The 23495-nt window shown below is 72.8% G+C and carries 24 protein-coding genes and 1 tRNA gene; 11 read left to right on the top strand and 14 right to left on the bottom strand.

All coding sequences use genetic code 11. The features are described from left to right. Positions 1-33 precede the first annotated feature (33 nt). The 3 genes from A6A27_RS20995 to A6A27_RS20985 all read left to right on the top strand — a co-directional run bounded on the left by A6A27_RS20995 (position 34) and on the right by A6A27_RS20985 (position 4001). Positions 34-2100: a beta-galactosidase gene (locus A6A27_RS20995; RefSeq protein WP_073836347.1), complete on the top strand. Its 2067-nt coding sequence runs from the start codon at positions 34-36 to the stop codon at positions 2098-2100. A 29-nt stretch (positions 2101-2129) separates the two neighbouring features. Further along, a complete protein-coding gene (locus A6A27_RS20990; RefSeq protein WP_073836346.1) occupies positions 2130-2906 on the top strand; it encodes a DeoR/GlpR family DNA-binding transcription regulator in 777 nt (258 codons plus the stop codon). Positions 2907-3041: 135 nt separating this feature from the next. Then, on the top strand, positions 3042-4001 hold the full coding sequence (locus tag A6A27_RS20985) for a sporulation protein (RefSeq protein WP_073836403.1): 960 nt from the start codon (positions 3042-3044) through the stop codon (positions 3999-4001). Positions 4002-4060: 59 nt separating this feature from the next. Here the strand turns inward: A6A27_RS20985 and A6A27_RS20980 are convergent, their stop codons facing one another. Both A6A27_RS20980 and A6A27_RS46840 read right to left on the bottom strand, forming a co-directional pair. After that, complete coding sequence (locus tag A6A27_RS20980) at positions 4061-4456, bottom strand: hypothetical protein (protein WP_073836402.1); 396 nt, start codon at positions 4454-4456, stop codon at positions 4061-4063. Between the two features lie 168 nt (positions 4457-4624). Continuing rightward, the gene (locus A6A27_RS46840) at positions 4625-6667 is read right to left on the bottom strand and encodes a glycerophosphodiester phosphodiesterase family protein (RefSeq protein ID WP_274534570.1); all 2043 of its coding nucleotides are present in this window, start codon (positions 6665-6667) and stop codon (positions 4625-4627) included. 183 nt (positions 6668-6850) lie between these two features. Between A6A27_RS46840 and A6A27_RS20960 the strand changes: the two genes are divergently transcribed. Further along, positions 6851-7273 carry a hypothetical protein gene (locus A6A27_RS20960; protein WP_073836345.1) on the top strand — a complete coding sequence of 141 codons (423 nt, stop codon included), beginning with the start codon at positions 6851-6853 and terminating at the stop codon, positions 7271-7273. A 94-nt stretch (positions 7274-7367) separates the two neighbouring features. Here the strand turns inward: A6A27_RS20960 and A6A27_RS20955 are convergent, their stop codons facing one another. Continuing rightward, positions 7368-9587 (bottom strand): HelD family protein, encoded by a 2220-nt coding sequence (locus A6A27_RS20955; protein WP_241825373.1) that lies wholly within the window; start codon positions 9585-9587, stop codon positions 7368-7370. Between the two features lie 288 nt (positions 9588-9875). After that, the gene (locus tag A6A27_RS20950) at positions 9876-11009 is read right to left on the bottom strand and encodes a LolA family protein (RefSeq protein WP_073836401.1); all 1134 of its coding nucleotides are present in this window, start codon (positions 11007-11009) and stop codon (positions 9876-9878) included. Positions 11010-11104: 95 nt separating this feature from the next. Between A6A27_RS20950 and A6A27_RS20945 the strand changes: the two genes are divergently transcribed. Next, on the top strand, positions 11105-11761 hold the full coding sequence (locus tag A6A27_RS20945) for a response regulator transcription factor (RefSeq protein ID WP_073836343.1): 657 nt from the start codon (positions 11105-11107) through the stop codon (positions 11759-11761). Between the two features lie 47 nt (positions 11762-11808). Then, complete coding sequence (locus A6A27_RS20940; protein ID WP_443189987.1) at positions 11809-13227, top strand: ATP-binding protein; 1419 nt, start codon at positions 11809-11811, stop codon at positions 13225-13227. A gap of 1 nt (position 13228) precedes the next feature. Here the strand turns inward: A6A27_RS20940 and A6A27_RS20935 are convergent, their stop codons facing one another. Next, positions 13229-14767 (bottom strand): tetratricopeptide repeat protein, encoded by a 1539-nt coding sequence (locus tag A6A27_RS20935; protein WP_073836341.1) that lies wholly within the window; start codon positions 14765-14767, stop codon positions 13229-13231. Between the two features lie 57 nt (positions 14768-14824). Then, positions 14825-15286 (bottom strand): MarR family winged helix-turn-helix transcriptional regulator, encoded by a 462-nt coding sequence (locus A6A27_RS20930; protein ID WP_073836400.1) that lies wholly within the window; start codon positions 15284-15286, stop codon positions 14825-14827. A gap of 50 nt (positions 15287-15336) precedes the next feature. Between A6A27_RS20930 and A6A27_RS20925 the strand changes: the two genes are divergently transcribed. After that, a complete protein-coding gene (locus tag A6A27_RS20925) occupies positions 15337-15858 on the top strand; it encodes a VOC family protein (RefSeq protein ID WP_073836340.1) in 522 nt (173 codons plus the stop codon). Between the two features lie 25 nt (positions 15859-15883). Further along, positions 15884-16780, top strand: coding sequence for a hypothetical protein (locus A6A27_RS20920; protein ID WP_073836339.1), 897 nt, complete (start codon positions 15884-15886; stop codon positions 16778-16780). Here A6A27_RS20920 and A6A27_RS20915 read toward each other — a convergent pair. The 4 genes from A6A27_RS20915 to A6A27_RS20900 all read right to left on the bottom strand — a co-directional run bounded on the left by A6A27_RS20915 (position 16752) and on the right by A6A27_RS20900 (position 19008). After that, on the bottom strand, positions 16752-17267 hold the full coding sequence (locus tag A6A27_RS20915; RefSeq protein WP_073836338.1) for a potassium channel family protein: 516 nt from the start codon (positions 17265-17267) through the stop codon (positions 16752-16754). The genes A6A27_RS20920 and A6A27_RS20915 overlap by 29 nt on opposite strands. A gap of 110 nt (positions 17268-17377) precedes the next feature. After that, complete coding sequence (locus A6A27_RS20910; RefSeq protein ID WP_073836337.1) at positions 17378-17557, bottom strand: DUF4236 domain-containing protein; 180 nt, start codon at positions 17555-17557, stop codon at positions 17378-17380. 115 nt (positions 17558-17672) lie between these two features. Continuing rightward, positions 17673-18128: an RrF2 family transcriptional regulator gene (locus A6A27_RS20905; RefSeq protein WP_073836336.1), complete on the bottom strand. Its 456-nt coding sequence runs from the start codon at positions 18126-18128 to the stop codon at positions 17673-17675. Positions 18129-18135: 7 nt separating this feature from the next. Next, the gene (locus A6A27_RS20900; RefSeq protein WP_443189986.1) at positions 18136-19008 is read right to left on the bottom strand and encodes a helix-turn-helix transcriptional regulator; all 873 of its coding nucleotides are present in this window, start codon (positions 19006-19008) and stop codon (positions 18136-18138) included. Positions 19009-19210: 202 nt separating this feature from the next. On the opposite strand from A6A27_RS20900, the gene A6A27_RS20895 reads away from it, so the two are divergent. After that, positions 19211-19987, top strand: coding sequence for an SDR family oxidoreductase (locus tag A6A27_RS20895; protein ID WP_073836399.1), 777 nt, complete (start codon positions 19211-19213; stop codon positions 19985-19987). 87 nt (positions 19988-20074) lie between these two features. Here the strand turns inward: A6A27_RS20895 and A6A27_RS20890 are convergent, their stop codons facing one another. Next, positions 20075-20506 (bottom strand): SsgA family sporulation/cell division regulator, encoded by a 432-nt coding sequence (locus tag A6A27_RS20890; protein ID WP_007457244.1) that lies wholly within the window; start codon positions 20504-20506, stop codon positions 20075-20077. 274 nt (positions 20507-20780) lie between these two features. Here A6A27_RS20890 and A6A27_RS20885 point away from each other — a divergent pair, with 274 nt between their 5' ends. Together A6A27_RS20885 and A6A27_RS20880 are read left to right on the top strand one after the other, a co-directional pair. Beyond that, complete coding sequence (locus A6A27_RS20885; protein WP_073836334.1) at positions 20781-21347, top strand: TIGR02611 family protein; 567 nt, start codon at positions 20781-20783, stop codon at positions 21345-21347. Positions 21348-21398: 51 nt separating this feature from the next. Continuing rightward, a tRNA-Val gene (locus A6A27_RS20880) sits at positions 21399-21473 on the top strand. A 229-nt stretch (positions 21474-21702) separates the two neighbouring features. Here the strand turns inward: A6A27_RS20880 and A6A27_RS20875 are convergent. From A6A27_RS20875 to A6A27_RS46050, 3 genes are all read right to left on the bottom strand, one after another. Beyond that, positions 21703-22494 carry a phosphotransferase gene (locus tag A6A27_RS20875; protein ID WP_073836333.1) on the bottom strand — a complete coding sequence of 264 codons (792 nt, stop codon included), beginning with the start codon at positions 22492-22494 and terminating at the stop codon, positions 21703-21705. Continuing rightward, the gene (locus A6A27_RS20870; RefSeq protein ID WP_073836332.1) at positions 22487-22999 is read right to left on the bottom strand and encodes a hypothetical protein; all 513 of its coding nucleotides are present in this window, start codon (positions 22997-22999) and stop codon (positions 22487-22489) included. Before A6A27_RS20870 ends, A6A27_RS20875 begins: the two co-directional genes overlap by 8 nt. Before the next feature lie 169 nt (positions 23000-23168). After that, positions 23169-23489 carry a hypothetical protein gene (locus A6A27_RS46050; protein ID WP_073836331.1) on the bottom strand — a complete coding sequence of 107 codons (321 nt, stop codon included), beginning with the start codon at positions 23487-23489 and terminating at the stop codon, positions 23169-23171. Positions 23490-23495 lie beyond the last annotated feature (6 nt).

Genomic DNA, 23495 nt, shown 5'->3' with positions numbered 1-23495 from the left:
TTGGTGGCCGTTCGGGGGGCACCCTCTGCACTCATGCGGACCTGGCACGGTGAGCGGATCTGGTACGGCGCCGACTACAACCCGGAGCAGTGGCCCGAGGAGACCTGGGTCGAGGACGTCGCGCTGATGCGCCGGGCCGGGGTCAATCTGGTCTCGGTCGGGATCTTCTCCTGGGCCCTGCTGGAACCCGCCCCCGGCCGCTACGAGTTCGGCTGGCTCGACCGGGCGCTCGACCTGCTGCACGACGGCGGGATCAGCGTCGACCTGGCCACCGCCACCGCCAGTCCGCCGCCCTGGCTGGCCCACCGACACCCGGAGACGCTGCCCCGACGCGCCGACGGCACGGTCCTCTGGCCGGGCGGGCGGCAGGCATACTGCCCCAGCTCACCGGTCTTCCGGCAGCGGTCTCTCGCGCTGGTCGAGGCCGTCGCCGGCCGGTACGCCGACCACCCGGCCGTGGTGATGTGGCACGTCTCCAACGAGCTGGGCTGCCACAACGTGCACTGCTACTGCGACGTCAGCGCCGAGGCGTTCCGCCGCTGGCTGCGCGAGCGCTACGGCGACCTGCACGCGCTCAACGCCGCCTGGGGCACCGCGTTCTGGAGCCAGCGCTACCACGACTGGGCCGAGATCAACCCGCCACGGACCGCCCCGACCTTCGCCAACCCCACCCAGCAACTGGACTTCCTGCGTTTCTCCTCCGACGAGCAGCGCGCCCAGCTGCGTGCGGAGCGGGAGGTGCTGACCCGGCTCACCCGGCAGCCGGTCACCACCAACTTCATGATCGGCACCGGCGTCAAGCACCTGGACTACCACTCCTGGGCGTCCGACGTGGACCTGGTCGCCAACGACCACTACCTGATCGCCGCCGACCCGCGGCCGCACGTCGACCTGGCGCTCGCCGCCGACCACACCCGGGGCGTCGCCGGTGGCGGGCCGTGGCTGCTGATGGAGCACTCCACCAGCGCGGTCAACTGGCAGCCGCGCAACGTCGCCAAGACCCCGGGCCAGCTGCGGCGCAACAGCCTCGCCCACGTGGCGCGCGGCGCCGACGGGGTGCTCTTCTTCCAGTGGCGGGCCTCCCGGGCGGGCGCGGAGAAGTTCCACTCCGCGCTGGTCCCGCACGCCGGACCGGAGACGAAGGTGTTCCGCGAGGTGTGCCGGCTCGGCGCCGACCTGAAGGCCCTCGCCGAGCTACGCGGCAGCCGGGTCGAGTCCGAGGTGGCGATCCTGTTCGACTACGCGGCCTGGTGGGGGGTCGAGCTCGATTCCCACCCCAGCACCGACGTCACCTACGTGGACCGGCTCGCCGCCCTGCACGGCGCGCTCTGGCGGGCCGGGGTCACCGCCGACGTGGTGCACCCGTCGGCCGACCTGTCCCGCTACCGGCTGGTCCTGGCGCCCACCCTCTACCTGGTCCGCGACGCCGACGCCGAGGCCCTGCGCGCGTTCGTTGCCTCGGGTGGCACCGCCCTGGTGACCTACTTCAGCGGCATCGTCGACGAGCACGACCACATCCGGCTCGGCGGCTACCCGGGCGCGTTCCGGGAGCTGCTCGGCGTCCGCACCGAGGAGTTCTTCCCGCTCCGCGAGGGTGAGCGGGTACGCCTCGACGACGGCGCCACCGCCGACGTGTGGACCGAGTGGCTGCACGCCGACGGGGCGGAGGTACTCGCCTCGTACGCCGACGGGCCGCTGCCCGGGGTGCCCGCGCTGACCCGGCACGCGGTCGGCGCCGGAGCCGCCTGGTACGTCGCCACCCGGCTGGACGCGGCCGCCACCGACCGGCTCGTCGCCCGGCTGCTCGCCGAGTCCGGCGCCCGCCCGCCGGTGGCCGCCCCGGTGGGGGTGGAGGTGGTCCGCCGCCGGTCCGCCGACCGGAGCTGGCTGTTCGTCATCAACCACACCGACGCCGAGGCCCGGCTGGCGGTCACCGGCGTCGAGCTGCTCGGCGGCGGCCGCTGCGACGGCGAGCTGGTGGTCCCCGCCGGCGAGGTGGCGGTGGTCCGCGAAATCCCGGCCCGCGCCGCCGACCAGCCGGCGCCGGCCAGGGTGGGGGCCGGCGATCCGGCGACGGACCGGACGGCCGAGGCCGCCTGACCGTGGCCCCTGCACCCGAAGGAGGATCCATGCTCGCCCAGCAACGGCAGAGCGCCATCCTGGAGCTGATCCGCCAGCGTGGTGGCGTCCGGGTCAGCCATCTGGTCAGCCGCTTCGGGGTGTCGGACATGACCATCCGGCGGGACCTGGAGGTGCTCGCCGAGCGGGGGCTGGTCGACAAGGTCCACGGTGGTGCGACGCTGGCCGGTCCCGGCTCGGCCGAGGAGCCCGGGTTCGCCGCGAAGTCGATCCGGCAGCAGGCCGAGAAGCGGGCCATCGCCGAGCGGGCCGCCGGTCTGGTCGAGCCCGGGATGGCGATCGCGCTCTCCGCCGGCACGACCACCGCCGCCCTGGCCGCCCGGCTCGCCGACGTTCGCGGGCTCACCGTGGTCACCAACTCGGTCCCGGTCGCCGACGCCCTCTACCAGAACCCCCGCCCCGACCAGGCCGTCGTGCTCACCGGTGGCATCCGTACGCCCTCGGACGCGCTGACCGGGCCGGTGGCCGAGGCGGCCATCGCCGCCCTCAACGTCGACCTGCTCTTCCTCGGCGTGCACGGGATGAGTCCGCGAACCGGGTTCACCACGCCGAACCTGCTGGAGGGGGCGGTCAACCGAGGGCTGATCGCGGCCGCCCGGCGGCTCGTCGTGCTCGCCGACCACACAAAGTGGGAGACCATCGGGATCGCCACCATCGCCCCGCTCGCGGCGGCCGACGTGCTCATCACCGACGGCGGGCTGCCCGCGGAGGGACGGCAGCAGATCGGCGAGCAGGTCGGCGAGCTGATCGTCGTGAGGGTCGACTGACACCGCGACGAGCGCGCCGTGCCGGCGGAGGCCCTCGTGCTCACAGCCACTTCACAGCGCTGCAGGTTAACGTGCCTTTGGTGGTCCCGTGCGCGCTCTGTCGTGGAGTGTGCCGAAGGTGGAAGCGGAGTGGCGATGGTCTTCAAGAAGATGCTGAGCGCGTTCGGCGTCGGCGGCCCGAGCGTCGACACGGTGCTGACCAACCCGAACACCCGGCCCGGCCTGGCCCTCGACGGGCACGTCAACCTGGTCGGCGGTGACGTGCCGGCCAGCATCGAGCAGATCAGCGTCGGCCTGGTCACCCGGGTCGAGGTCGAGAGCGGCGACTCCGAGTACGCCGGCATCATGGAGTTCCACCGGATGCCGGTCAGCGGCCGCCTGGAGTTGGCGCCGAAGCAGCAGCTCTCCCTCCCGTTCCAGCTCCCGGTGCCGTGGGAGACCCCGGTCACCGACGTGTACGGGCAGCGGCTGCGCGGTATGACCATGGGGCTGCGTACCGAGGTCGCGGTGGCCCGCGCGGTGGACAAGAGCGACCTGGACCAGGTGGCGGTGCACCCGCTGCCGATCCACGAGCGGATCCTCGAGGCGTTCCAGACGCTCGGCTTCCGGTTCAAGCACGCCGACCTGGAGCGCGGCCACATCTACGGCGTGCAGCAGACGCTGCCGTTCTATCAGGAGATCGAGTTCTTCGCCGCGCCGCAGTACGCGCAGGCCGTCAACGAGGTCGAGTTGACCTTCGTGACCAGCCAGCGTGGCGTCGAGGTGATCCTGGAGTGCGACAAGCGGGGCGGCTTCTTCACCGCCGGGCACGACGTCTTCGGCCGGTACACCGTCCCGCACAGCGACGCGGGCCGCACCGACTGGGCCCAGGTGGTGGACGGCTGGCTGCGGGAGACCACCTCTCGCTACGGCAACCTGCGGGCCCAGGGCTTCGGACCGCACGGGCACCACGGCCACCACGGGCGCCGTGGGCCGGGGGTCGGCGGCATGGTGGCGGGCGCCGCCCTGGGGGTGGCCGGTGGCCTGGTCGCCGGTGAACTGATCGAGGACGCCTTCGAGGGCGACTTCGGGGACTTCGGCGGGGACTTCGAGTAGTCCACGCACGGCGGTGGCCCCGGGAAACTCCCGGGGCCACCGCCGCTCTCAGGTGTTGCTCACTGGCGCCGGGCCGCCCGGCGCTCGGCGAAGGACCGCCGTGTGCTACCAGCCTTGGACAGACCACGGCTGAACAGGTACGCGGCGGTCAGCACGGTGATGTACCACCACGACAGGTTCGGGTTGGTGATCTTCAGCCCGCTGGTGATCGAGCCATGCCAGTACGAGACGACCACGACGACCGCGACGGCGGCGGCGTACACCCAGAACTCGGTGGTAAGGAACGCCTGCTTCGTCTCGGTGCCCGGCGCCCGCTCCCGGAAGCCGTCGTGCATCATCGGCATCTGGCGGGTCTCTTCCATCGCTGCCCGGTCGGGCATGTCCTGCCTCGCCCGGGTCGGCGTCTCCTGCATCGGCCGGTTCACGGGCCTGGTGGACGCAGCCTGCGTGCTCATCTTGTCCTCCTCGGATGCGATGAGTTGCACACCCGCCCCGCTACCGCGTTTCGGCCACGGCACGGTTCGCGTTTCGTGGCGGGGGCACCCCGCGTCTACCCGAGGGCCCCGGAGAGGTAACACCCGATCGGCGGCGGATGTGGTCTCCCCGGGGCTCCTGCCGGTCGGTCAGCGCAGGCCGTTGCGTACGGCCACCGTGATCAGCAGGTCCGGGTCGTCGGTGATGAGGCCGTCCACGCCGAGGTCGATGACCCGCTGCATCACCGCCGCGTCGTTGACGGTGTAGGGGACTACAGTGAGCCCGTACCGCCGCTGCAGGGTCGGGACGTCCGGTCCGTGGAAGTATGCCGGGTTCTGCCGCAGGTACCAGTCGGCCGAGGCCACCGTGCCCTGCCCCGGGTCGTGCACCTGCCAGTTCGCCGACACCGTGGTCGCGCCGGACTGCCGGACCAGCTTGCCCAGGTCCTCGTGGCGCCACCAGTCCAGACCGGCGGTCCACGGGCTCCGCACCGTCGGGTCGCCGTAGACCGCCTGCAGCGAGCACTCGTCGGCGAGGGTGGCGCACTCGACCGGGCCGTACTGCCAGACCAGGGCGACGGTGTCGATGCGGGGGTTGAGGCGGTGGGCGTACTCGATGGTGCGCCAGTCGAACGACTGGACGGTGGCGCGCCGGGTGAAGTCGGCCCGCTCGATGGCGGTGACCAGCTTGCGGGTGAAGCTCTGGTACGGCTCGGTGTCGGCCACCAGCGGGCTGATCTTCGTCTCGATGTTCATCCGGACGTCGTCCCGGCCGCTCGACGACACCAGGGCGAAGACCTCGTCGAGGGTGGGGATCCGGGCGCCCGGCACGGCCACCTGGGCGGGGAACTCGGGCAGCGTCTTCGCGCCGCAGTCGACGGTCTTCAACTGGGCCAGGGTCAGCTCGTGCACCAGCTTCCCGACGTACGGGTACTTCGGGTCTCCGGGGCGTACCGGCGCGGTGTCCACGCAGTGCGACCCGTTGACCGCCCGGTCGTGCAGCACGACCAGGTGCCCGTCGGCGGTCACTCCGGTGTCCAGCTCCAGAGTGGAGATGGCCGGGTTCTGCAGGGCGTGCGCGAAGGCGGGGAGGGTGTTCTCCGGGCGGGTGGCCCGGCCGCCCCGGTGGGCCTGGATGTCGAAGGGCGAGACGTACGCCCGGGGCAGCCGGTAGCCGCGCTCGGCGAGCAGCCCGCGCAGCCGGTCCGGGTAGTCGGTGATGAGGCCGTCCACGCCGTCGTCGATCAGCTTCGCCATGGTCGGCACGTCGTCCACCGTCCACGGGATCACCTTGATCCCGTTGCGGTGCGCGTGCGCCACCATCTCCTTCGTCACGTACGGCCGGTAGCCGGCATCGGTGACTGTGCCGTTCTGCGGGAAGCCGTGCACCGGTGAGAAGGCCGCCGCGCCGAAGCTGCGGATCGCGGCGATCGGGTCGGCGCCGAAGTCGTCGATGTCCAGGCCGCCCAGCCACGGCGAGGCGCCCGGCTGGCCGACCTGCAGGAAGTCGTAGTTGGTCAGGGCCACCAGCGGCAGTCGCGGCTCCACCTGGCGCATCCGCATCAGCGCGCCCCAGTCGAAGCTCTGGATCGTCACCTGGCGCAGCATCCCGGCGTTCCGGATCTCCCGCGCGGTGACCTGCACGAACTGCTCGCGCGGCGCGGTCTCGGCCGGCGCGCCGGCCTCCACCTTGGTCTCCACATTGAGCATCACGTCGTCCGCCCGGTAGCGCTTGACCAGGGCGAAGACCTCGCGCAGCAGGGGCATCCGGGCGCCGGGCACGGCGAGCTGGCCGGGCTTGTCGGCCAGGGTCTTCGAGCCGCAGTCCAACGTGCGCACCTGGGCCAGGGTGAGCGTGTTGACGTACTTTCCGACGTACGGGTACTCCGGGTCACCCGGGGTGGCCGGTGCGGTGTCCACGCACTTGGCGGCGCTGACCTTCCGGTCGTGGGTCACCACGGCCTGTCCGTCCTCGGTGATCTGCACGTCCAGTTCGAGCGTGCTCACGCCGAGCTGAAGGGCGTTGCCGAACGAGGCGAGGGTGTTCTCCACCCGCAGGCCCAGGCCGCCGCGGTGGGCCTGGAGGTCGAAGGTTCGGCCGGGCCGCGGGGCCGCCTCGGCGGCCGCCGGGAGACCGGCGGTCACGGTCGCCGCCAGGAGCGCGGCGAGGGTGGTACGGCGTACGGTGCGCACGCTGTCTTCCCTTCGGGGGCGGGCGGGTCCCGCCAACCCGCGGCTCAGCATGGGCAGCCCGGGCGGCCGACAGGCGAGCAGCGGGAGACGCGCCGGTGAACCCGGGCGGACGACCAGCGTGGGTTTGGACCGCCGGTCGTCGGGCACGCACCAGAGATCCGAGAACGCTGCGAGGTGGTTGACGTGCGTGAGGACGACATGCGGCAGGAGGCCGCCCGGCGGGCCGAGGACCGGATCGCCGGCGGCGTGTACGGCAAGGGCGCGGTGGACGAGGTCACCGTGCCGCAGACCGATGTGCTGCGGGTGATTCAGGAGGAGGATCCGGACGACCCGGCGCACGTGCCGGTCGACCCGAACGTGCTGCGCGACGGCGGCCCGACGCGCGGTCAGGGCGCGGTCACCACGACGGGGGGCACGGCCGGCCCGGCCAGCGCCCGCAGGCTGGCCCGCCAGCCGGAGCGGCACCGCGGGAAGGTGGCCCCGACCACCACGGGTGACGCCACCACCGGTGGCCTGAGCACCCCGGCCGGCGGCTCCACGAGTGACGCGTCGTCGAGCGGCAGCCAGGTCGGCAACTTCACCGACGAACGACCCCACCCAGGCTGACCGGCTGACCGGCGGGATCCCCGCCCTGTCGATCATGAGGTTGGCGGCACTCGTGGAGATCGCGATCGCCGTCAACCTCATGATCAGCCGGGGGTTAGGGGGCGCGGAGGATGCCTAGGCGTTGGGTGGCGCGGGTGAGAGCGACGTAGAGGTCGCTGTGGCCGCGCGGGGACTCGGCGACGATGCGGTCCGGGTCCACCACCAGGACCGAGTCGAACTCCAGGCCCTTGGCCTGCTCGGTGGTGAGCACCACCACCCGGTTCGCCAGCTCTGGCTGCTCCCCGACGGCGGCCTCCGGCAGGGCGGCGGTGACCGCCCCGCCCAGCTCCGCCACCCGGCCGGCCGGCACGATCACGCCGAGCCGCCCGTCGGTCAGCCCGGCCGCCTCCCGCGCCGTCGCCGCGACCAGCTCCGCGGCGAGCCGGTCGGCGTCGACGGTCCGGTCCCACGGAGGCACGCCGCTGGCGCGTACGGAGCGGGGCGGGCGCAGCGCCGGGTCGATCGCGGCGAGCACGTCGGCGGCGACCGCCATGATCTCGGCGGGGGTGCGGTAGCTGACGGTCAGCTCCTCCAGCCGCCACCGGTCCGCCACGTACGGCGCCAGCGCCTCGGACCAGGACGGCGTGCCGGCGAGGGCGCCGGTCTGTGCCACGTCCCCGACGATGGTCATCGACCGGCTCGGGCACCGGCGCATCAGCAGCCGCCACGCCATCGGCGACAGCTCCTGCGCCTCGTCGACGATCACGTGCCCGAACGCCCAGCTCCGATCGGCGGCGGCGCGCTGCGCGGTGGTCAGCCGGTCGGACTCCTCCTGCCGTTCCAACAGCCGGTCGGCGTCGATGAGGTCGGTGACGCCGAGGATCTCGCCGCCGTCCGCCTCGTCCTCGACGTCGATCGACCGGGAACCGCGGGCGATCTCCAGCACGCCCTCGGCGTACTCGCGTTGCAGCGACCGGATCCGCTCCCGGCGGGCCGCGGCGGCGCGCTCGTCCTCACCCAGCAGCTCGGCCGCCTCGTCCAGCAGCGGCACGTCGGCCGGCGTCCAGCCGCCCGGCTCGCGGTGCAGCATGGTCCGCTCGGCGTCGGTGAGCATCGGCGCGGCGGCGGCGATCCGTTCCGGCGCGCCGTACAGGTCGGCGAGCAGCCGCTGCGGGGTGAGCACCGGCCACAGCTCGTCCAGCCTGGCCCGGACCTCGGGCTCGTCGCGCAGTTCCCGGCGGATCTCGGCGCGGTCGGCCTCGGAGAGCAGGTTCTCCCCGCCGAGCGGGTCGGCGCCGATCCGCTCGGCGACCTGGTCGGCGAGCGCGTGCACGATCTCGATGTCGAACAGCGCGCGGGCGAGGTTGTGCGGGCGGTCGGCGCGGCGGACCCGTTCCCGGGCCTCCCGGACCACGGCCGGGTCCAGGGTCAGGGTCTCCCGCTGCGGCAGCTCGATCTCCAGCGGCTCCTCGGGCACCCACTGCCGGTCCCGTACCGCGTTGGCCAGCACCTCGGCCATCACCGCACGCCCCTTCAACGCGGCGGTCTCCGCCGGCTCGGTGCGCCGGGCCTGCACCCCGGGAAAGAGGTCCGCCTGGGTACGCAGCAGCACACCCGTCTCGGCCAGCGCGGGCAACACCTGGGAGATGTAGCGCAGGAAGGTGGCGTTCGGGCCGACCAGCAGCACGCCCCGGGTGGAGAGCTGCTGCCGGTGCGTGTAGAGCAGGTATGCGGCCCGGTGCAGCGCCACCGCCGTCTTGCCGGTGCCGGGACCGCCCTGCACCACGAGCACGCCCGGGAGGTCGGCGCGGATGATCCGGTCCTGCTCGGCCTGGATGGTCTCGACGATGTCGCGCATCCGGCCGGTGCGGCCGGCGTTCAGCGCGGCGAGCAGCGACGCCTCGCCCGTCAGTTCCTCGTGGGCGGTGGGGGAGGCGGCGGCGATGTCCAGCACCTCGTCGTTGATCCCGGTGACCTTCCGCTCCCGGGTGCGCAGGTGCCGGCGCCGGCGTATGCCCTGCGGGTTGGCGGCGGTGGCGAGGTAGAACGCCCGGGCCGCCGGGGCCCGCCAGTCCATGAGCAGTGGGTCGTAGTCGCCGCTGGTGTCGAAGATCCCGATCCGGCCGATGTAGCGGCGGGAGTCGTCGTCGCCGTCGAGGCGGCCGAAGCAGAGGCCGGTCTCCACCGCGGAGAACTGCTCGACCTGGTCGGCGTACATCCCGACCGCGGCGTCGCGCTGGGAGCGGGCCTGCATTGTGCCGCCGGTGCTCCGCAGCTCCTCGGTGAGCCGCCGGCCGGCCTGCTCGCGCATGCCGTCCAGCCGGTCGTAGAGCATCGAGACGTACTCCTGCTCGCGCCCGATCTCGTCGTCCTGGTGCAGCTCTACGTCGGAGTGCGTTGACAAGCCGGCTCCTCATCGCCTAAAATCGCTGCAGGAATGGCTTTTATGGGCCGTTCCTTTTGTGTTTGAACTGAGAAAGATACCGCCTGGCCCGCTACCGGGCCAAGTGAACCAGGCCGTCCGTGGCCACCTCACACCGCCGCGCCGCGCTTCCTCCGCACACGCATCAGGGGCCCGGACGGCTTCCGCCGTCCGGGCCCCTGATGAGGCTCGCTTGCTAGGTCAGCCCTTGGCCGCCTGGTAGAGCCGTTCCGGCGTGACCAGGCCGGCCAGCACCCGGCCGTCGTCGGTGAGCAGCACGCTGAACAGCTTCCCGGTCAGCAGCCGGCCGCTGCCCCAGTCACCGCTCACCTTCGGCAGCCCACCCAGCAGCCCGGCCACCGCGTCCGCGCCAGCCCGGTCCGGAGCGCCGGCCGGCGCCGCCGCCTCGCCCGGCTTGGCACCCGGGGCGCCGGTCAGGCCCGCCGCGTCCAACTTCGCGACCAGCACCGTCGTCCAGCCGGTCCCGACCGTACGCACGTCCGGCCGCCGCTCGGCGTCCGGCCGCTGCTGCCGGGTCGACCCGGGCGCGCTCGCCTTCTCCTCGGTGACCGTCACCCCCGGCGGCGGGTTGAACCGGAACTGGTCCGCGTCCGGCGTGCGGAAGTCGACCTGGGTGAAGGCCACCTCGAACGCCGGCTGGTCGGCGCCGTCGGCGAGCACCTCGAACCGCAGCGGCACGTGCTCCTTCGCGTCCAGCGCGACGCGCACCTGATGCACCAGCGAGTCCTTGTCGCGCGGCGTCAGCACCAGCTCGTACACGTCCCGGCCGGCGACCTTCGCGCTGCGCCCGACGGTGACCGCGGTGCTCGGGTCGATCGCCGCGAGCGCCTTGTCGGCGGCGTCGACCGGGGTGGCCGGCGCGGACGGCATCGTCTTCTCGGTGGCCGACAGCGTCCGGTGCGACGCGGTGTTGGTCCGGCTGCTCCACGACCACACGTCGCGGCCGTTGCGCAGCATGTCCCGCTCACCGAGCGTGTCGACCAGGGCGATCCGCTGCCGGTCTGGGCCCGCGTACCAGACCCGCACGGTGTGCGTTCCGGTGAGCAGGCTGGCCAGCTCGTTGCCGCCGGCCGCGCCGGCCAGGTCGGCGATCGGCGGCAGCCCGAGATCGGCGCGCTGCACCACGGTGCCGGAGAGCCCGTCCAGGCGGGACGAGCGCAGATCCTCAAGCAGTTGCGCCGCGGTGCGCGGCGGCAGGGCCGGGTCGGCCCCGGCGGCCAACGTGCCGATCGCGGCGCCGCCGCCGACCACGGCGACCCCCGCGGTCACCGGGACCAGCCAGCGCAGCACGGCACGGTTCTTCAGTACGGACATCATGGGCACCTCCTGACCGTAATGGTGCAGGAGGGTCGCTGTGAGGCCGCTGAGGAGATTCCCTAGGGGTGTCACCCGGGTGGCACCCTGGACGGGTGCGGTTGCTGGTGGTGGAGGACGAGACGCGGCTCGCGTCCGCGCTGCGGCGGGGCCTGGCGGCGGAGGGGTTCGCGGTGGACGTCGAGTCGACCGGCCCGGCCGGGCTGGACGCCGCCCGGCACGGCGGCTACGACGCGATGATCCTCGACGTGATGCTGCCCGGCCTGTCCGGCTACGAGGTGGTGCGCCGGCTGCGAGCCGAGGAGCACTGGCTGCCGGTGCTCATGCTCTCGGCCAAGGACGGCGAGTACGACCAGGCCGACGGGCTGGACTGCGGTGCGGACGACTACCTCACCAAGCCCTTCTCGTACGTGGTGCTGCTGGCCCGGCTGCGGGCGCTGCTGCGCCGGGGCGCGCCGGAACGCCCGACCGTGCTCACCGTCGGCGACCTGCGGCTGGATCCGGCCCGGCGGCGGGTGACCCGGGCCGACGCCGAGGTGGCCCTGACCGCCCGCGAGTACGCCCTGCTCGACTACCTGATGCGCCGGGCCGGCCAGGTGGTGTCCAAGACCGAGCTGCTGGACCACGTCTGGGACGCCAGCCTCGACACCGCCCCCAACGCCGTCGAGGTCTACGTCGGCTACCTGCGCCGCAAGATCGGCCGGGAACGCCTGGAGACCGTCCGGGGCGCCGGCTACCGGCTGGCCACATGACCGGCCCGCGCCGCTGGCTGCCCAGCCTCGGCCTGCGGGCCCGGCTGCTGGTGATCGGGGTGGCCGGGCTGAGCGTGGGGCTCGCGCTCGGCGGGGTGCTGCTGCTCGGCGCGCTCGGCTGGACGCTGCAGCGCACGGTCGACGCCGAGGCGTTCCGGACCGCGGACGCGGTGGCACTGCTCGGCGCCTCCGACGCCCTGCCCGACCCGCTGCCGGTCGCCGGCGGTCAGCTCCGGGTGCAGGTGGTGGACGGGCAGGGCCGGATCCGGGCCGCCTCCATCGACGCCGACCGGCTGGTGCCGATGCTCCGCCCCGACCAGCTCCGCGCCGGGCAGCGCCAGCGCCTCGTCGTCGACGGCCGGCGGGTCGGGCTCACCGGCCCGGTACGGGTGGTGACCGTGCCGGCGGGCACCCCGGCCGAGCCGCTCACCGTGCTGGTCGCCAAGTCGATGAGCGACGTCCGGCACAGCCTGCACATGGTCCGGACCCTGCTGCTGGTGGGCTTCCCGCTGCTCGTCGCCGGGCTCGCCGTGGTCGCCTGGCGGGTGATCGGCGCGACGCTGCGCCCGGTGGAGTCGTTGCGTCGCGGCGCCGCCGAGATCACTGGACGGGCCGGGCCGGGGCGGCTGCCCGTACCGGCCGCGGCGGACGAGATCCAGCGGTTGGCGATCACTCTCAACGACATGCTCGACCGGCTGGAGGCGGCCCGGGCCCGGCAGCGGGCGTTCGTCGCCGACGCCGCGCACGAGCTGCGCAGCCCGCTGACAAACATGCGTACCGAGCTGGAGGTGGCCCGCCGGCTGGGCGACGGGACGGACTGGCCGGCGGTGACGGAGAACCTGCTCGCCGACACCGACCGGCTGAGCCGGCTCGTCGACGACCTGCTGCTGCTCGCCAGGGTCGACGAGCAGGCCACCCGGCCGGACGGCTCCCCGGCGCGGATCGTGGGCCCGGTGGAGCTGGGCGAGCTGCTCCGCACCGTCGCCGACCGCTACCCGTCCCCGCCGGTATGCCTCGCGCCGGCGTCGGGGCCGCTGTGGACCGAGGGTGACCCGGCCGAGCTGCGCCGGGTGCTGGCCAACCTGGTGGACAACGCGCTGCGGCACGCTCGCGGCGAGGTGCGGCTCGAGGTCACCGGCCCGTACCCCGACCCGCCGGTGCCCGGGCAGCGCGGGGTGGGCCCGGGGCGGGCGTACCACCTGGTGACGGTCACCGACGACGGGCCGGGCATCCCGGTGGCCGACCGGGAGCGGGTCTTCGCGCGGTTCACCCGGTTGGACGACGCGCGGGCGCGCGACGCCGGTGGTGCCGGCCTGGGTCTGGCCATCGTCCGCGAACTGGTCCGTCGGGCGGGCGGCGGTGTCGACCTCGCCGATGCCGTGCCGGCGGATTCGGCGATCGAGTCCGGGCCGGGGCTGCGGGTGACCGTGCGGCTGCCGGCGCTGGTCGACCCGGAGGTGGACTGACTCAACTGCGGCGGGTGCAGACCGAGGGGGCCTGGGCCACCGTGTCGGTGGACCACACCAGCGCGACGGTGAAGCAGTAGTCGGTGTTGCGGTTGAGCCCGTAGGCGATGTAGCTGTCGGTCCCGGCGGGCAGTTCGAGGAACGTGTGCTGCGGCTGGCCCGTGCGGCCCCCGGCGACCACCACCGGCCCTTCGGCGCCGGGTGGGTAGGTCCAGCTCAGCAGGATGCTGTCGCGCCGGTCGGTCAGCCGAACCTGCTGGGGCGGGGTGCCGGGGGAGGCGGCGGGCGTGGCGTTCGGCGTACCGGAGGGGGTGCCGGTCGCGGTGTGGCCGGTGGTGGGGGAGGGGTCGGGCGTCTCCCGGGGCCGGTCCAGCCGGGACACGCCGGCGACCACCGCGATCGCGCCGATCAGCAGCACCACGATTACCCCGGCCAGCACCAGCGGCAGCCGTGGTCCGGTCCGGCCCTCGGGCGCGGGCGGCCGGGGGACATGCACCGGGAGGTGGCGCGCCAGCGTCTCGGGTTCGGCGGGCTGCGGCACCCGACGTACGCCCTCGGGTTCGTCGTCGGTCAGCCCGACCACGGTCGGGGGCAGCGCGCTCTCCCCGGGGCGCCAGGGTTCCTCGGCCGGTTCGTCCGGCGGCCACGGGTGGTCGTCGAATGGCTCGTCGGCGGCCTCGGGTGGCGTCCGGGGGGCGGGCACGGCGGGGCGCCCGCCGTCGGCGCGGTCCGGCGGGTGGTAGAGCGGCGGCTCGGGGAGGGTGGGCTTGGGCGGCCCCTCGGCGGGCGGGGGGACGCGGGCGGCCGGTACGACCGGCGCCGGCTGGGCGGGTGGCTCCGGTTCGGGGCAGATGTGGTCCGGGTCGGCGGTGGCCCGGGCCAGCCCGGCCACTTGGGCGGTGAGTGGGTCGTCGGTGGGCAGGTGCTGCCGGCACAGTTCCTCGGCGAGGGCTAGGTGCTCGTGGGATTCGGCCAGCCGGCCGCAGTCGCGCTCCATCGCGCCGAGCTTGGCCAGCATTTTGATGCTGTTGGGGTGGTCGTCGCCGTATACCTCGCGGTGCAGTTCCCAGGCGGTCTGCAGTCGGTCGCGGGCGCTCTCGCACTGGCCGCGGGCGTACTCGACGGTGGCCAGGTCGGCGTGGGCGGCGAGCACCCGCTGCGACTCCGGTCCGTCGCGGGCGGTCAGTTCGATGATGACGTTGGAGTAGAGCCGGGCGGCGCGGGCTTCGCTGCCGACCCGGTGCAGCACGGCGGCCAGGGTGGCGGCGGCGGTGACGGTGCGTTCGTCGGAGCGCCCGTACAGGCGGGTGGCCGCGGCGTACGCGAAGGCGGCCCAGCCGCGTGCGGAGTGTGGCTCGCCGAGCGCGATCAGGACCCGGGCCTGGAGGCCGGCGGCCTCGGCCAGTTCCGGGGAGGCGTTGGCGGGACGCGGATCGGCGTCGATCAGGGCGTCGGCGAGCAGCTGCTGGGCACCGGCGAGGTCGCCTTCGGACACCAGGTGGTGCGCCTGGACAGTCAGGTCAGCGAAGCCGGAGGTCACGCCCCATCGTGCTCATCCGGCGACGGTAAGTACAAGTCCCGGAGTGGATCAGTTTGGTCAGGATCCGGTCAGGTGGTCGGTCAGGGTTTCGCTGATCCGTCGCAGCTGGTCGACCTGGGCGGGGCTGAGCGCGTCGAAGAGGTGCCGGCGGACGCCTTCGACGTGGCCGGGCGCGGCGGCGGCGAGGGTGGCGAAGCCGTCGTCGGTGAGGACGGCGATCTGCCCGCGCCGGTCGGTGGGGCAGTCCTCGCGGCGGATCCAGCCGGCCGCCTCCAGCCGGGCGGCGGCGTGCGAGAGCCGGCTGCGGGAGGAGCCGGTGGCGTCGGCCAGTTCGCTCATCCGCAGCCGCCGGTCGGGGGCCTCGGAGAGCCGGACCAGGATCTCGTAGTAGGCGTGCGGCATGCCGGCGTCGCGTTGCAGTTCGCGGTCGAGGGTGTCCATCAGCGCCCGGGAGGCGGTGAGGAAGGCGCGCCAGGTCCGCTGCTCGTCGGGGTCCAGCCACCGGGTCATGACGGCCATCATACCGCTAGTTGTTGAGCGCTCAACAAAACCGCGCTACCGTCGAGGTCATGGGAATCCACCGCCTCAACCACGCCGTCCTCTACGTCCGCGACCTCGGGCGCAGCGTCGCCTTCTACCGCGACGTGCTGGGCTTCCGTCCGGTCCCGATGACCCCGGACGGGTTCCGCGGCGCCGCCTTCCTGCAGGCGCCCGACTCCACCAACGACCACGACCTCGGCCTGTTCGAGATCGGCGCGGCCGCCGGCCCGTCCCCGGCCGGTCGGGCGACCGTCGGCCTCTACCACCTGGCCTGGGAGCTCGACACCCTCGACGAGCTGGCCGCCACCGCCGAGCGGCTGGCCGCCGCCGACGCCCTGGTCGGCGCCTCCGACCACGGCACCACCAAGAGCCTCTACGGCCGGGACCCGGACGGGCTGGAGTTCGAGATCGTCTGGATCGTTCCCGCCGACCTGCTGGACGAGGCCGCCCTGGCCGCCCGCAAGCGGATCGGCCGGCTCGACCTCGACCGGGAGCGGCAGCGCTACGGCGGCCAGACCCGTGGCGGCGTGGGTATCTCCATCCCGGCCTGAGTCGGCCATGCGGTAGAACGACAGGATGTCGACTGACGCCGTCCTGCGCGAACTGCTCGTCCGGCAGCTCGACCACTGGCTGCCGGCAGCGCTGCACCGCTCCCGGCGGGCCACCCTCGCCCTCGCCTTCACCGGCTGCGACACGGGCGACGCCGAGGAGGCGCTGCGGGTGGTCGCCGAGTTCGCCGACCGGCTGCGCGGCCGGCGGCTGACCGTGCTGGTGCTCGCCGACAGCGGCGCGGAACTGCCGGCCCGGCTCGGCACCGTGGCGGCGGCCCTCCCGGCGGACGTGGCCGTGCACGTGGTGCCGGGCCATCCGGACCGGCTGCCGGTGGCGCTCAAGGCCGCCGGCGCGGCCGGCGCTCCGCTGCTGACCGTGGTCGACGGCGGCGACCCCGACCCGGCCGTGCTGGCCGCCGCCGCCTCCGGCCGACCGGCCGAGCTGCTGCTGGTCACCGCGCCCGGGCGACCCCTGCGGCCGGCGCTGACCGCAGCCGGGTTCCCGCTGGTCACCGAGGTGGAACTGGTGCCCGCCGACGGTGCGCCGGCCCGGCTGCTCGGCTACGCCACCGGCTCGGACCGGAGCCTGGAAACGCTCAAGGACGCGCTCTGGGCGGTCGACGAGTACGCCGGAGTGCGCTACCGCGACCCGGCCGACCCGGCGGGGCGACTGCTCGACATCACCCTCGAACCCGAACCGGGCCCGCTGCGCCGCGAACTGCTCGCCGAACTCACCCGCTCCGGCCCGCGTACAGTGACCGAACTGCGCCGCTTCGCGGCCACCTCGACGGTCTACCGGGCCGCCGACGCGAACCGGGCGTTGGCCTCGCTGCTCGCCTCCGGGGCGGTGACCCGGCAGCCCGAGCACGGCCGGCTCGGCGGCGACGTGCTGATCACCGCTTCGGCTGCCGCAGCTGGGTGACCTGCCGGACCACGATGGACGCCCCGGTGGCGATCACCCCGATGCTGAACAGCATCTGGACGCAGACCACCACCCGAGCGACCTGTCCCTGCGCGTGCACGTCCCCGTAGCCGATGGTGGTCAGCGTGGCGAGCGCGAAGTAGAGCGCGTCCACCCGGGTCGACAAGCCGGAGAACTGGTGGGGGGCGTTGTTCGCGATGATGTAGTCGGCGAGGGCGAAGACGAGCAGGCCGGCGACCAGGCCCACGACCAGGTTGGCCAGCGAGCGGGCCGGCGTGTTGCCGGCCGAGGCGGTGAGCTGACGGCGTACCTGGCGGGTGACCAGGGTGGCGACGACGCCCACCACGAGCAGGGTGCCCACCGCGCGCAGCGTCAGCCGGGCCGCGTTCGGGTCGGGGGCCAGCGGCACGAGGAAGTACGCGGCCACCAGCAGCAGGCAGGCCAGCAGCGCCCGCAGTCGTTCCCGCCGGTACACCCCGTTCGCCACGCCGCGATTCTCCGCCGGGTCGGGCGGCCGGTTCGCCCCGAAAAGAAAAGTCGCCCGGACGCCGGGCGGGGTGCCGGCGGTTCACCGGCACCCCACCCGACCTCACGGCGTCACGCCCGCGACTTGTCCTGCTTCCACGACAGCGGCCCCGGCAGGTCCACCCGGTGTGCCCGGGTACGCGAATTCCAGGACCATCGGCCGACCTTGATGCTCCACGAGGAGAAGCCCTTCTCGGTGAAGTTGAGGATCAGCGGGCCGAACTTTTTCCGTTTGCGAAACATGATGCCCATCGCCTGGCTCCTTCCCGTCTGTCTGCCTCCGCGGCCTCGAACATGCCCGAACCGGTGGTTTGCGAAACCGGGTCGGATCCGCACCGGAGGCGCGCGGCGCCGGGGAGCGGACGGGTCAGCGAGGTTCCCAGGCGTCGGGACGGGCGATCAGCTTGCGGACGTGCCCGGGCAGCTTGCCGCTGGCCATCTCAGCCAGGCTCACCTCGTCGACGACCTGCCGCACGGCGGCGCGGACCGCCACCCAGAGCCGGGGCAGGTTCTGCGCCGCGCCCTCGTACCGGGTCTCCTCGGGGCGCAGCCCGCGTACCCCGGCAAGGGGGCCGTCGACGGCGCGCAGCACCTGCCCGATGGTGACGTCGCGCGGCGGCCGGGCCAGGGTGTAGCCGCCCTCGGCGCCACGCTGGGCGCGGACGATCCCGGCCCGGCGCAGGTCGGCCAGGACGGCCTCGAGGAACTTGCGGGGCATGTCCTGCTCGGCCGCGATGGCCTGGGTTGACAGCAGGGCGGGGTACGCGGTGGCCAGACTCAGTGCGGCCCGGACCGCGTAGTCGCCGCGCGCGGAGATCTGCACCCTGCCATCATGCCCGGCGCGGCTGCGCGGGGGAGTCGACGGGCGGGCGGGGGCGCACCAGGCGGACGGGCAGTGGTCGTTCCCGGGCGGCCCGGAACGCGCCGGGGCTCACCCCGATCTCGCGGGTGAAGAAGCGGCCGAAGTTGGTCGGCTCGGGGAAGCCGAGGCGCCGGCCGATCCGGGCGATCGGTTCGTCGGTGGCGGCGAGCAGCCGGCTGGCCTGCAACGCCACCCGCTCGTCGATCACCTGTTTCGCGCTGCGGCCGGTCACCGCCAGGCAGGCCCGGGTGAGCGTACGCACGGAGCAGCCGAGCTGCGCCGCGTAGTCCTCCACCCGGCGGGTGTGCCGGTAGCCGCGCTCCACCTCCCGGCAGAGCCGGTGGAAGGTCGCCGTCTCCGCGCGGGTCGTCTGCCGCTCCACTCCGCCGGGGAGCAGGCTCAGCCGCAGCAGCAGCACGGCGAGTTGGTGGCGGAGCAGCACGGCGGCGGCGGGCACTCCGGCGTGCCGTTCGGCGTCGACCGCGAGCTGGGTCACTTCGCTGATCACCGCGTCCTCGTCCTCCCCGGCGAGCTGCCGGTAGGCCGGCACCGCGTCCGGGTCGACGTCGAGGCCGCGCAGCGACCCGGCCCCCCAGCAGACCACGGTGGCGTCGAGGTGCGGGCCGAGGCAGCGCAGCACCTGGCCGGGGCGGACGTAGAGCAGGGTGCCGGGCCGGCAGGGCCGGGCCCGGAAGTCCAGTTCGGCGGTGCCGTGACCGCTGGTGACCAGGATCAGCAGGTCCGCGTCGAGCAGGACGGGGCGGGGCCAGCCGGGTCCGGGCGCGAGGTCAGCGAGGGCGCCGGTGGTGATGTCGTCGTTGTCGTATCCGGGGGCGGACAGGTCGGTGCGGGTTGCCGGGGGAAGCTGACCGTTAGTGACCATCGTCTCGACGTTAACCCTGCCCGGCGCACCTTGCACCTTGGCAGTTTCACCCGACCGGGCGGGTCTTGTCGCCGGGAAGGCGAGGCGGTTAGGTTACCGATCGGTAGCGCATGGGCCGTCCGACCGACCCGCGGCCCCGCCGACTCGCGATGGGATGGGCATGACGGATCTGTTCTCGGTCGAAGGCAAGACGGTCCTGGTCACCGGCGGTTCACGAGGGATCGGGCTGATGATCGCCCGGGGCTTCGTCCAGGCCGGCGCGAAGGTCATCATCTCCTCGCGTAAGGCTGACGTCTGCGCGGCCGTGGCCAAGGGGTTGTCCGGCATGGGCCGGTGCGAGGCGATCCCCGCCGACCTGGGCCACGACGAGGGCGCGCTGGGGCTGGCCGCCGCCGTGCGGGAGCGCACCGACCGGCTCGACGTGCTGGTCAACAACGCCGGCGCGACCTGGGGCGCGCCGCTGGAGGCATACCCGGAGAGCGCCTTCGACAAGCTCTGGGCGGTCAACGTCAAGGCCGTCTTCCGGCTCACCACCGCGCTGCTGCCGGCGCTGCGCGCGGCAGCCAGCGCCGAAGATCCGGCCCGCGTGATCAACATCGGGTCGATCGACGGCCTCCGCGTGCCCTGGATGGAGGTGTACGCCTACTCGGCGACCAAGGCGGCCGTGCACATGCTCACCCGCAGCCTCGCCCACCAGCTCGCCGGCGAGCAGATCACCGTCAACGCGATCGCCCCCGGGCCGTTCGAGAGCAAGATGATGGCCTTCGCCCTGGACGATCCGGCATCCCGGGCCGCGATCGAGCAGCAGGTGCCGCTGGGCCGGATCGGCCGCCCCGAGGACATGGCGGGCACCGCGATCTACCTGTCGTCGCGGGCCGGCGCGTACCTGACCGGCGCGGTGATCCCGGTAGACGGCGGAATCACCACCCACGGCTGAATCGGGCAGCAGGGACGGCGTACCCGAATTGGTGACGGACCGGGGCCGCGCGGACTCGGCAGATCCGCACGGCCCCGGTGTGCGTCATCAGCGGCCGGCGAGCAGCCGGTTGACCGCCGTGTCGACGTCCAGGTGCTCGGCCTCCCGGCCGCGCGGGACGACGACGTAGGTCCGGCGCAGGAAGCGCACGAGGACGCTGCGTGGGACCTCGAACAGGGCGTTGCCGTCCGGGGACGACAGCGCGAGCGCGACGAAGTCGCCGCGCGGCGTGGCCCACGGCCAGACCCGAACATCGCCGATGCCGGCCGGCTCGTCGAGTCCGGTGACCAGCAGTTCGCGAGCGAACGACCAGCTCACCGCCTCGCCACCGGCGGATTCGGCGTGGAACAGGACATGGACCGCATACGGGTCAGCAGGGTCGTAACGCAAGCTGGCACGCACCGGCAAGGCGGTGGCGTCAGGCGCGACGAGCCTTAGCGACGTCTCGACCTCTACGGTCGTCGGTCGGATGACACTCATGGACGTTCTCCCCCCGGCACCGCTGCGGAACGCGCGTGTCCCGCTTTTCCCATACTCAGCCGCTACTCCTGGTTACGCTCCGCCATACGCTGACTTCACCCAGTGGTGGGAAGGGGGTTGGAAGCGCCTCTGAGAATGTGAAAATTCTTGTAGGATTCCCTCTTCTGCCCAGTCCGTCGTCCCGCCCGGCAACGGGTGGTTCAGTCGTCGACTTACTCCGGTAACGTCCAGTCCTCAGCAGGGGTGACGGTCGCGCGCGACACTAGGGGTGGAAATGGTCACGAAGGGTTCCTCGGTGGAGCCGAGGACCACGGCCGACCCGCCGAAAGGAGCGGCCCGAGCAGCCGAAAGGCGGGGGTGCGAGGTGCCGGTGAACGGCGGTCCGCGGGGTGCTGGCGGCACCCCCCAGGGCAGTGCCGGCAGCGCCGTCGCCGAGCGGCGCCGCGGCGGCTGGCGGACCCGGGCGCAGACCACCCTCGACCTGATCCGCGCCAACCCCACCGGCCGGATCACCCTCAAGATCTTCATCGCCATCGCCGGCGCGATCATCGTCACTGTCGGTATCGCCCTCATCCCGCTGCCCGGGCCCGGCTGGCTGCTGGTGATCGCCGGGCTGGGCGTCTGGGCCGTCGAGTTCCACTGGGCCCGCCGGCTGCTCACCTTCACCCGGCGCAACGTCCAGGCCTGGACCCGTTGGGCGACCAGCCAGTCGCTGCCGATGCGGTTCGTGCTCGGTGCGGCCGGGCTGGTGTTCGTGAGCGTGGCGGTGTGGCTGTCCCTCAAGTACAGCCTCGGCATCGACCTGGTCGCCCGGGCGCTGCACTACCTCGCGACGCACTGACCCCCGGGTTTTTGGTCCGCAGTGTCGATCAGGTAGAGTCATCGGCGCTGAGGGCGATTAGCTCAGCGGGAGAGCGCTTCGTTCACACCGAAGAGGTCACTGGTTCGATCCCAGTATCGCCCACCATAGATATACGCAGGTAGGAAGCCCGTCACCGGTCCAGCCGGTAACGGGCTTCCGAGCTGTTGCCCCTTAAATTGGGAGCAGATTGGGAGCAGGCGGTTCGGCTTAGGTGTCCGACCGCCGTCGGCCTCCCGGCGGTACTGGTTACGTGCCCGACCGGGCTCGCCGGCTGATCGTGGAGCCGGACGTACCGCGACCGGCCCCGCGTGACGAACTGGCGGCCCGTTACGTCTCACCGGCGTGACTGATGGCCGTTGATCCGGTGGGCCGCCCACTCGCCGGTCCACATCGCGAGGTCGTGTACCCAGCCCTCGGTGCTCTGCCGGGATTTCGCCGACCACTTCGATGCGTTCCTTGACGCGAAGTCGTCCAGGACGTCGCGGTCAGTTGCCGTCCATGCGGGAAACTGCGCTAGCCATTCTTCTGCCTGTGCGGCGCTGTGGCCGCTGCCGATCAGCCACTGGACGAGCAACGCGAGTTCGACCCATGGTGCGGCCTTGGTTGCCCACGCCCAATCGACGATCCGTAGGCCGTGTGTGGTCACGATCAGGTTGGCCGGGTTGAGGTCGGAGTGGATGAGTGTCTCGCCGTCCATCGCCGGGTGCGCGAACCCGAGCCGGGCTGTCGGGGTGAACCATGGCTCGCCCGGGGCGGGAGTGTCCTGAAGTGCCTTCAGCGTGACTGCGAGTAGATCGAGGTCTGCGTTGCCGGGTGACAGGTCGGGGTGGCGGCCGGCGAGATGCTCGGTCCCCACCACCAGCCAGCCATCGGACTCGAAGTGCCACAGAACTGCGGGTGGGTGCCGATCGATGGCGTGGGTTGCCGCCATTTCGTAGCGCAGTGACCGAACGTTCAACTCTCCCAAGGCCGCCTTGACGAAGACCGGTCCGGCGGGCCCGGTGACCGTTGAGGCGATCTCCGCGTGGTTGCCACTGGGAGCCGGGGTTACGTCGAAGGCTCCGCGGATCCGTTCGGCGATCCCTGCCGTGACACTCTCAGGCAGAGCTGTCCAGTCGCTACGCATCGGTTCTCTTCTCTGCTACTTGCCGGGGCTGAGGCGGGTTCGGCGGGCAGCAGGACTCGGCCTCACCACCCCAGAATTCCATGTCGACCTGGTAGCCGGTGTCGTGCAGCGCCGCGAGTGTGTAGGTGATGGCGGTGCCGTCCTGCATGGCCTCGGTCAGGATCGGCCGGTGGTGTACGTAGTGGCCGGCGATCTCCTTGCAGGCGGCGGTGTAGGGCTCACTGATCTGGAGGGCGGCGTGCCATACGGCGTCGACCGGCCGGGTCGGCACGACCCGGTAGGACTCGCCGGTCGGCAGGAGCATCCCGAAGTCGGGCTGGTCCACACGGTCGGCGTACGCCTTCAGGAAGACGAGGAACTGCCCGACCGCACGCTCGGCGTAGGTCTGGGTCACCTCCTGCCGGGCAGCGACGTAGCGGGCGATCTTGTCGAACACCTCGGCCGAGACGAGGGTGCGAGGGTCTACGGCGGTCGTCGTGACCGGCCTGTATGCGGTGATACTCAAGACTCCTCCTTGATTCTGTGCGGGGCAGCGAGGAAGGTGCGGCTTCGCGTCACCTTCGAAGCGGAGTTGCGTCCGTGCATGTCTTGCGTCAGCGATCACGGGTACGCGGGAGGCTCGCGGCAAGGTCGGTGCGGAGGCGCCCTCGCCCTCGGCAGGCGACAGCCCATGGTCACCGGCCCTCCAGGATTGACCTTCGGAACGGCCCCCAGGCCACGAAGCGCTCGAACATCTCGCGCGGGCTCGGCCCGTCGTGCGGGTTTAGATGGAAGAGGTCGCGCATTGCTTCGTACATCAAGCCGCTGAGGTAAATCGAGAGGGCGGGGAGAGCGGACTCGTACTCAACTTTTAGTAGGAGACGCGCCTCGGCGCAGGGCCATGGCCGGCCACACGAGCGGCACGCCCACATCGGCCGCAGCGGGGTATGCGGGGGTGCTGTCTCCGTCCTGTAGCTCGGCCGATCCGGCTTAGTGAGCGTCCGGGAACTCGGCAGGGCGCA

Source organism: Micromonospora sp. CB01531 (genome assembly GCF_001905095.1).
Taxonomy (GTDB): domain Bacteria; phylum Actinomycetota; class Actinomycetes; order Mycobacteriales; family Micromonosporaceae; genus Micromonospora.
This window is presented reverse-complemented; position numbering and strand designations above follow the sequence as displayed.

Excerpts from the sequence above, each read along its gene's own strand:
- A6A27_RS20950 (WP_073836401.1), bottom strand. The coding sequence starts at position 11,009 with ATGTCCGTACTGAAGAACCGTGCCGTGCTGCGCTGGCTGGTCCCGGTG.
- A6A27_RS20875 (WP_073836333.1), bottom strand. The coding sequence starts at position 22,494 with ATGCGTAGCGACTGGACAGCTCTGCCTGAGAGTGTCACGGCAGGGATC.
- A6A27_RS20990 (WP_073836346.1), top strand. The coding sequence starts at position 2,130 with ATGCTCGCCCAGCAACGGCAGAGCGCCATCCTGGAGCTGATCCGCCAG.
- A6A27_RS20980 (WP_073836402.1), bottom strand. The coding sequence starts at position 4,456 with ATGAGCACGCAGGCTGCGTCCACCAGGCCCGTGAACCGGCCGATGCAG.
- A6A27_RS20985 (WP_073836403.1), top strand. The coding sequence starts at position 3,042 with ATGGTCTTCAAGAAGATGCTGAGCGCGTTCGGCGTCGGCGGCCCGAGC.
- A6A27_RS20910 (WP_073836337.1), bottom strand. The coding sequence starts at position 17,557 with ATGGGCATCATGTTTCGCAAACGGAAAAAGTTCGGCCCGCTGATCCTC.
- A6A27_RS20925 (WP_073836340.1), top strand. The coding sequence starts at position 15,337 with ATGGGAATCCACCGCCTCAACCACGCCGTCCTCTACGTCCGCGACCTC.
- A6A27_RS20995 (WP_073836347.1), top strand. The coding sequence starts at position 34 with ATGCGGACCTGGCACGGTGAGCGGATCTGGTACGGCGCCGACTACAAC.
- A6A27_RS20895 (WP_073836399.1), top strand. The coding sequence starts at position 19,211 with ATGACGGATCTGTTCTCGGTCGAAGGCAAGACGGTCCTGGTCACCGGC.
- A6A27_RS20885 (WP_073836334.1), top strand. The coding sequence starts at position 20,781 with ATGGTCACGAAGGGTTCCTCGGTGGAGCCGAGGACCACGGCCGACCCG.
- A6A27_RS20920 (WP_073836339.1), top strand. The coding sequence starts at position 15,884 with ATGTCGACTGACGCCGTCCTGCGCGAACTGCTCGTCCGGCAGCTCGAC.
- A6A27_RS20955 (WP_241825373.1), bottom strand. The coding sequence starts at position 9,587 with ATGCTCTACGACCGGCTGGACGGCATGCGCGAGCAGGCCGGCCGGCGG.
- A6A27_RS20890 (WP_007457244.1), bottom strand. The coding sequence starts at position 20,506 with ATGAGTGTCATCCGACCGACGACCGTAGAGGTCGAGACGTCGCTAAGG.
- A6A27_RS20930 (WP_073836400.1), bottom strand. The coding sequence starts at position 15,286 with ATGGCCGTCATGACCCGGTGGCTGGACCCCGACGAGCAGCGGACCTGG.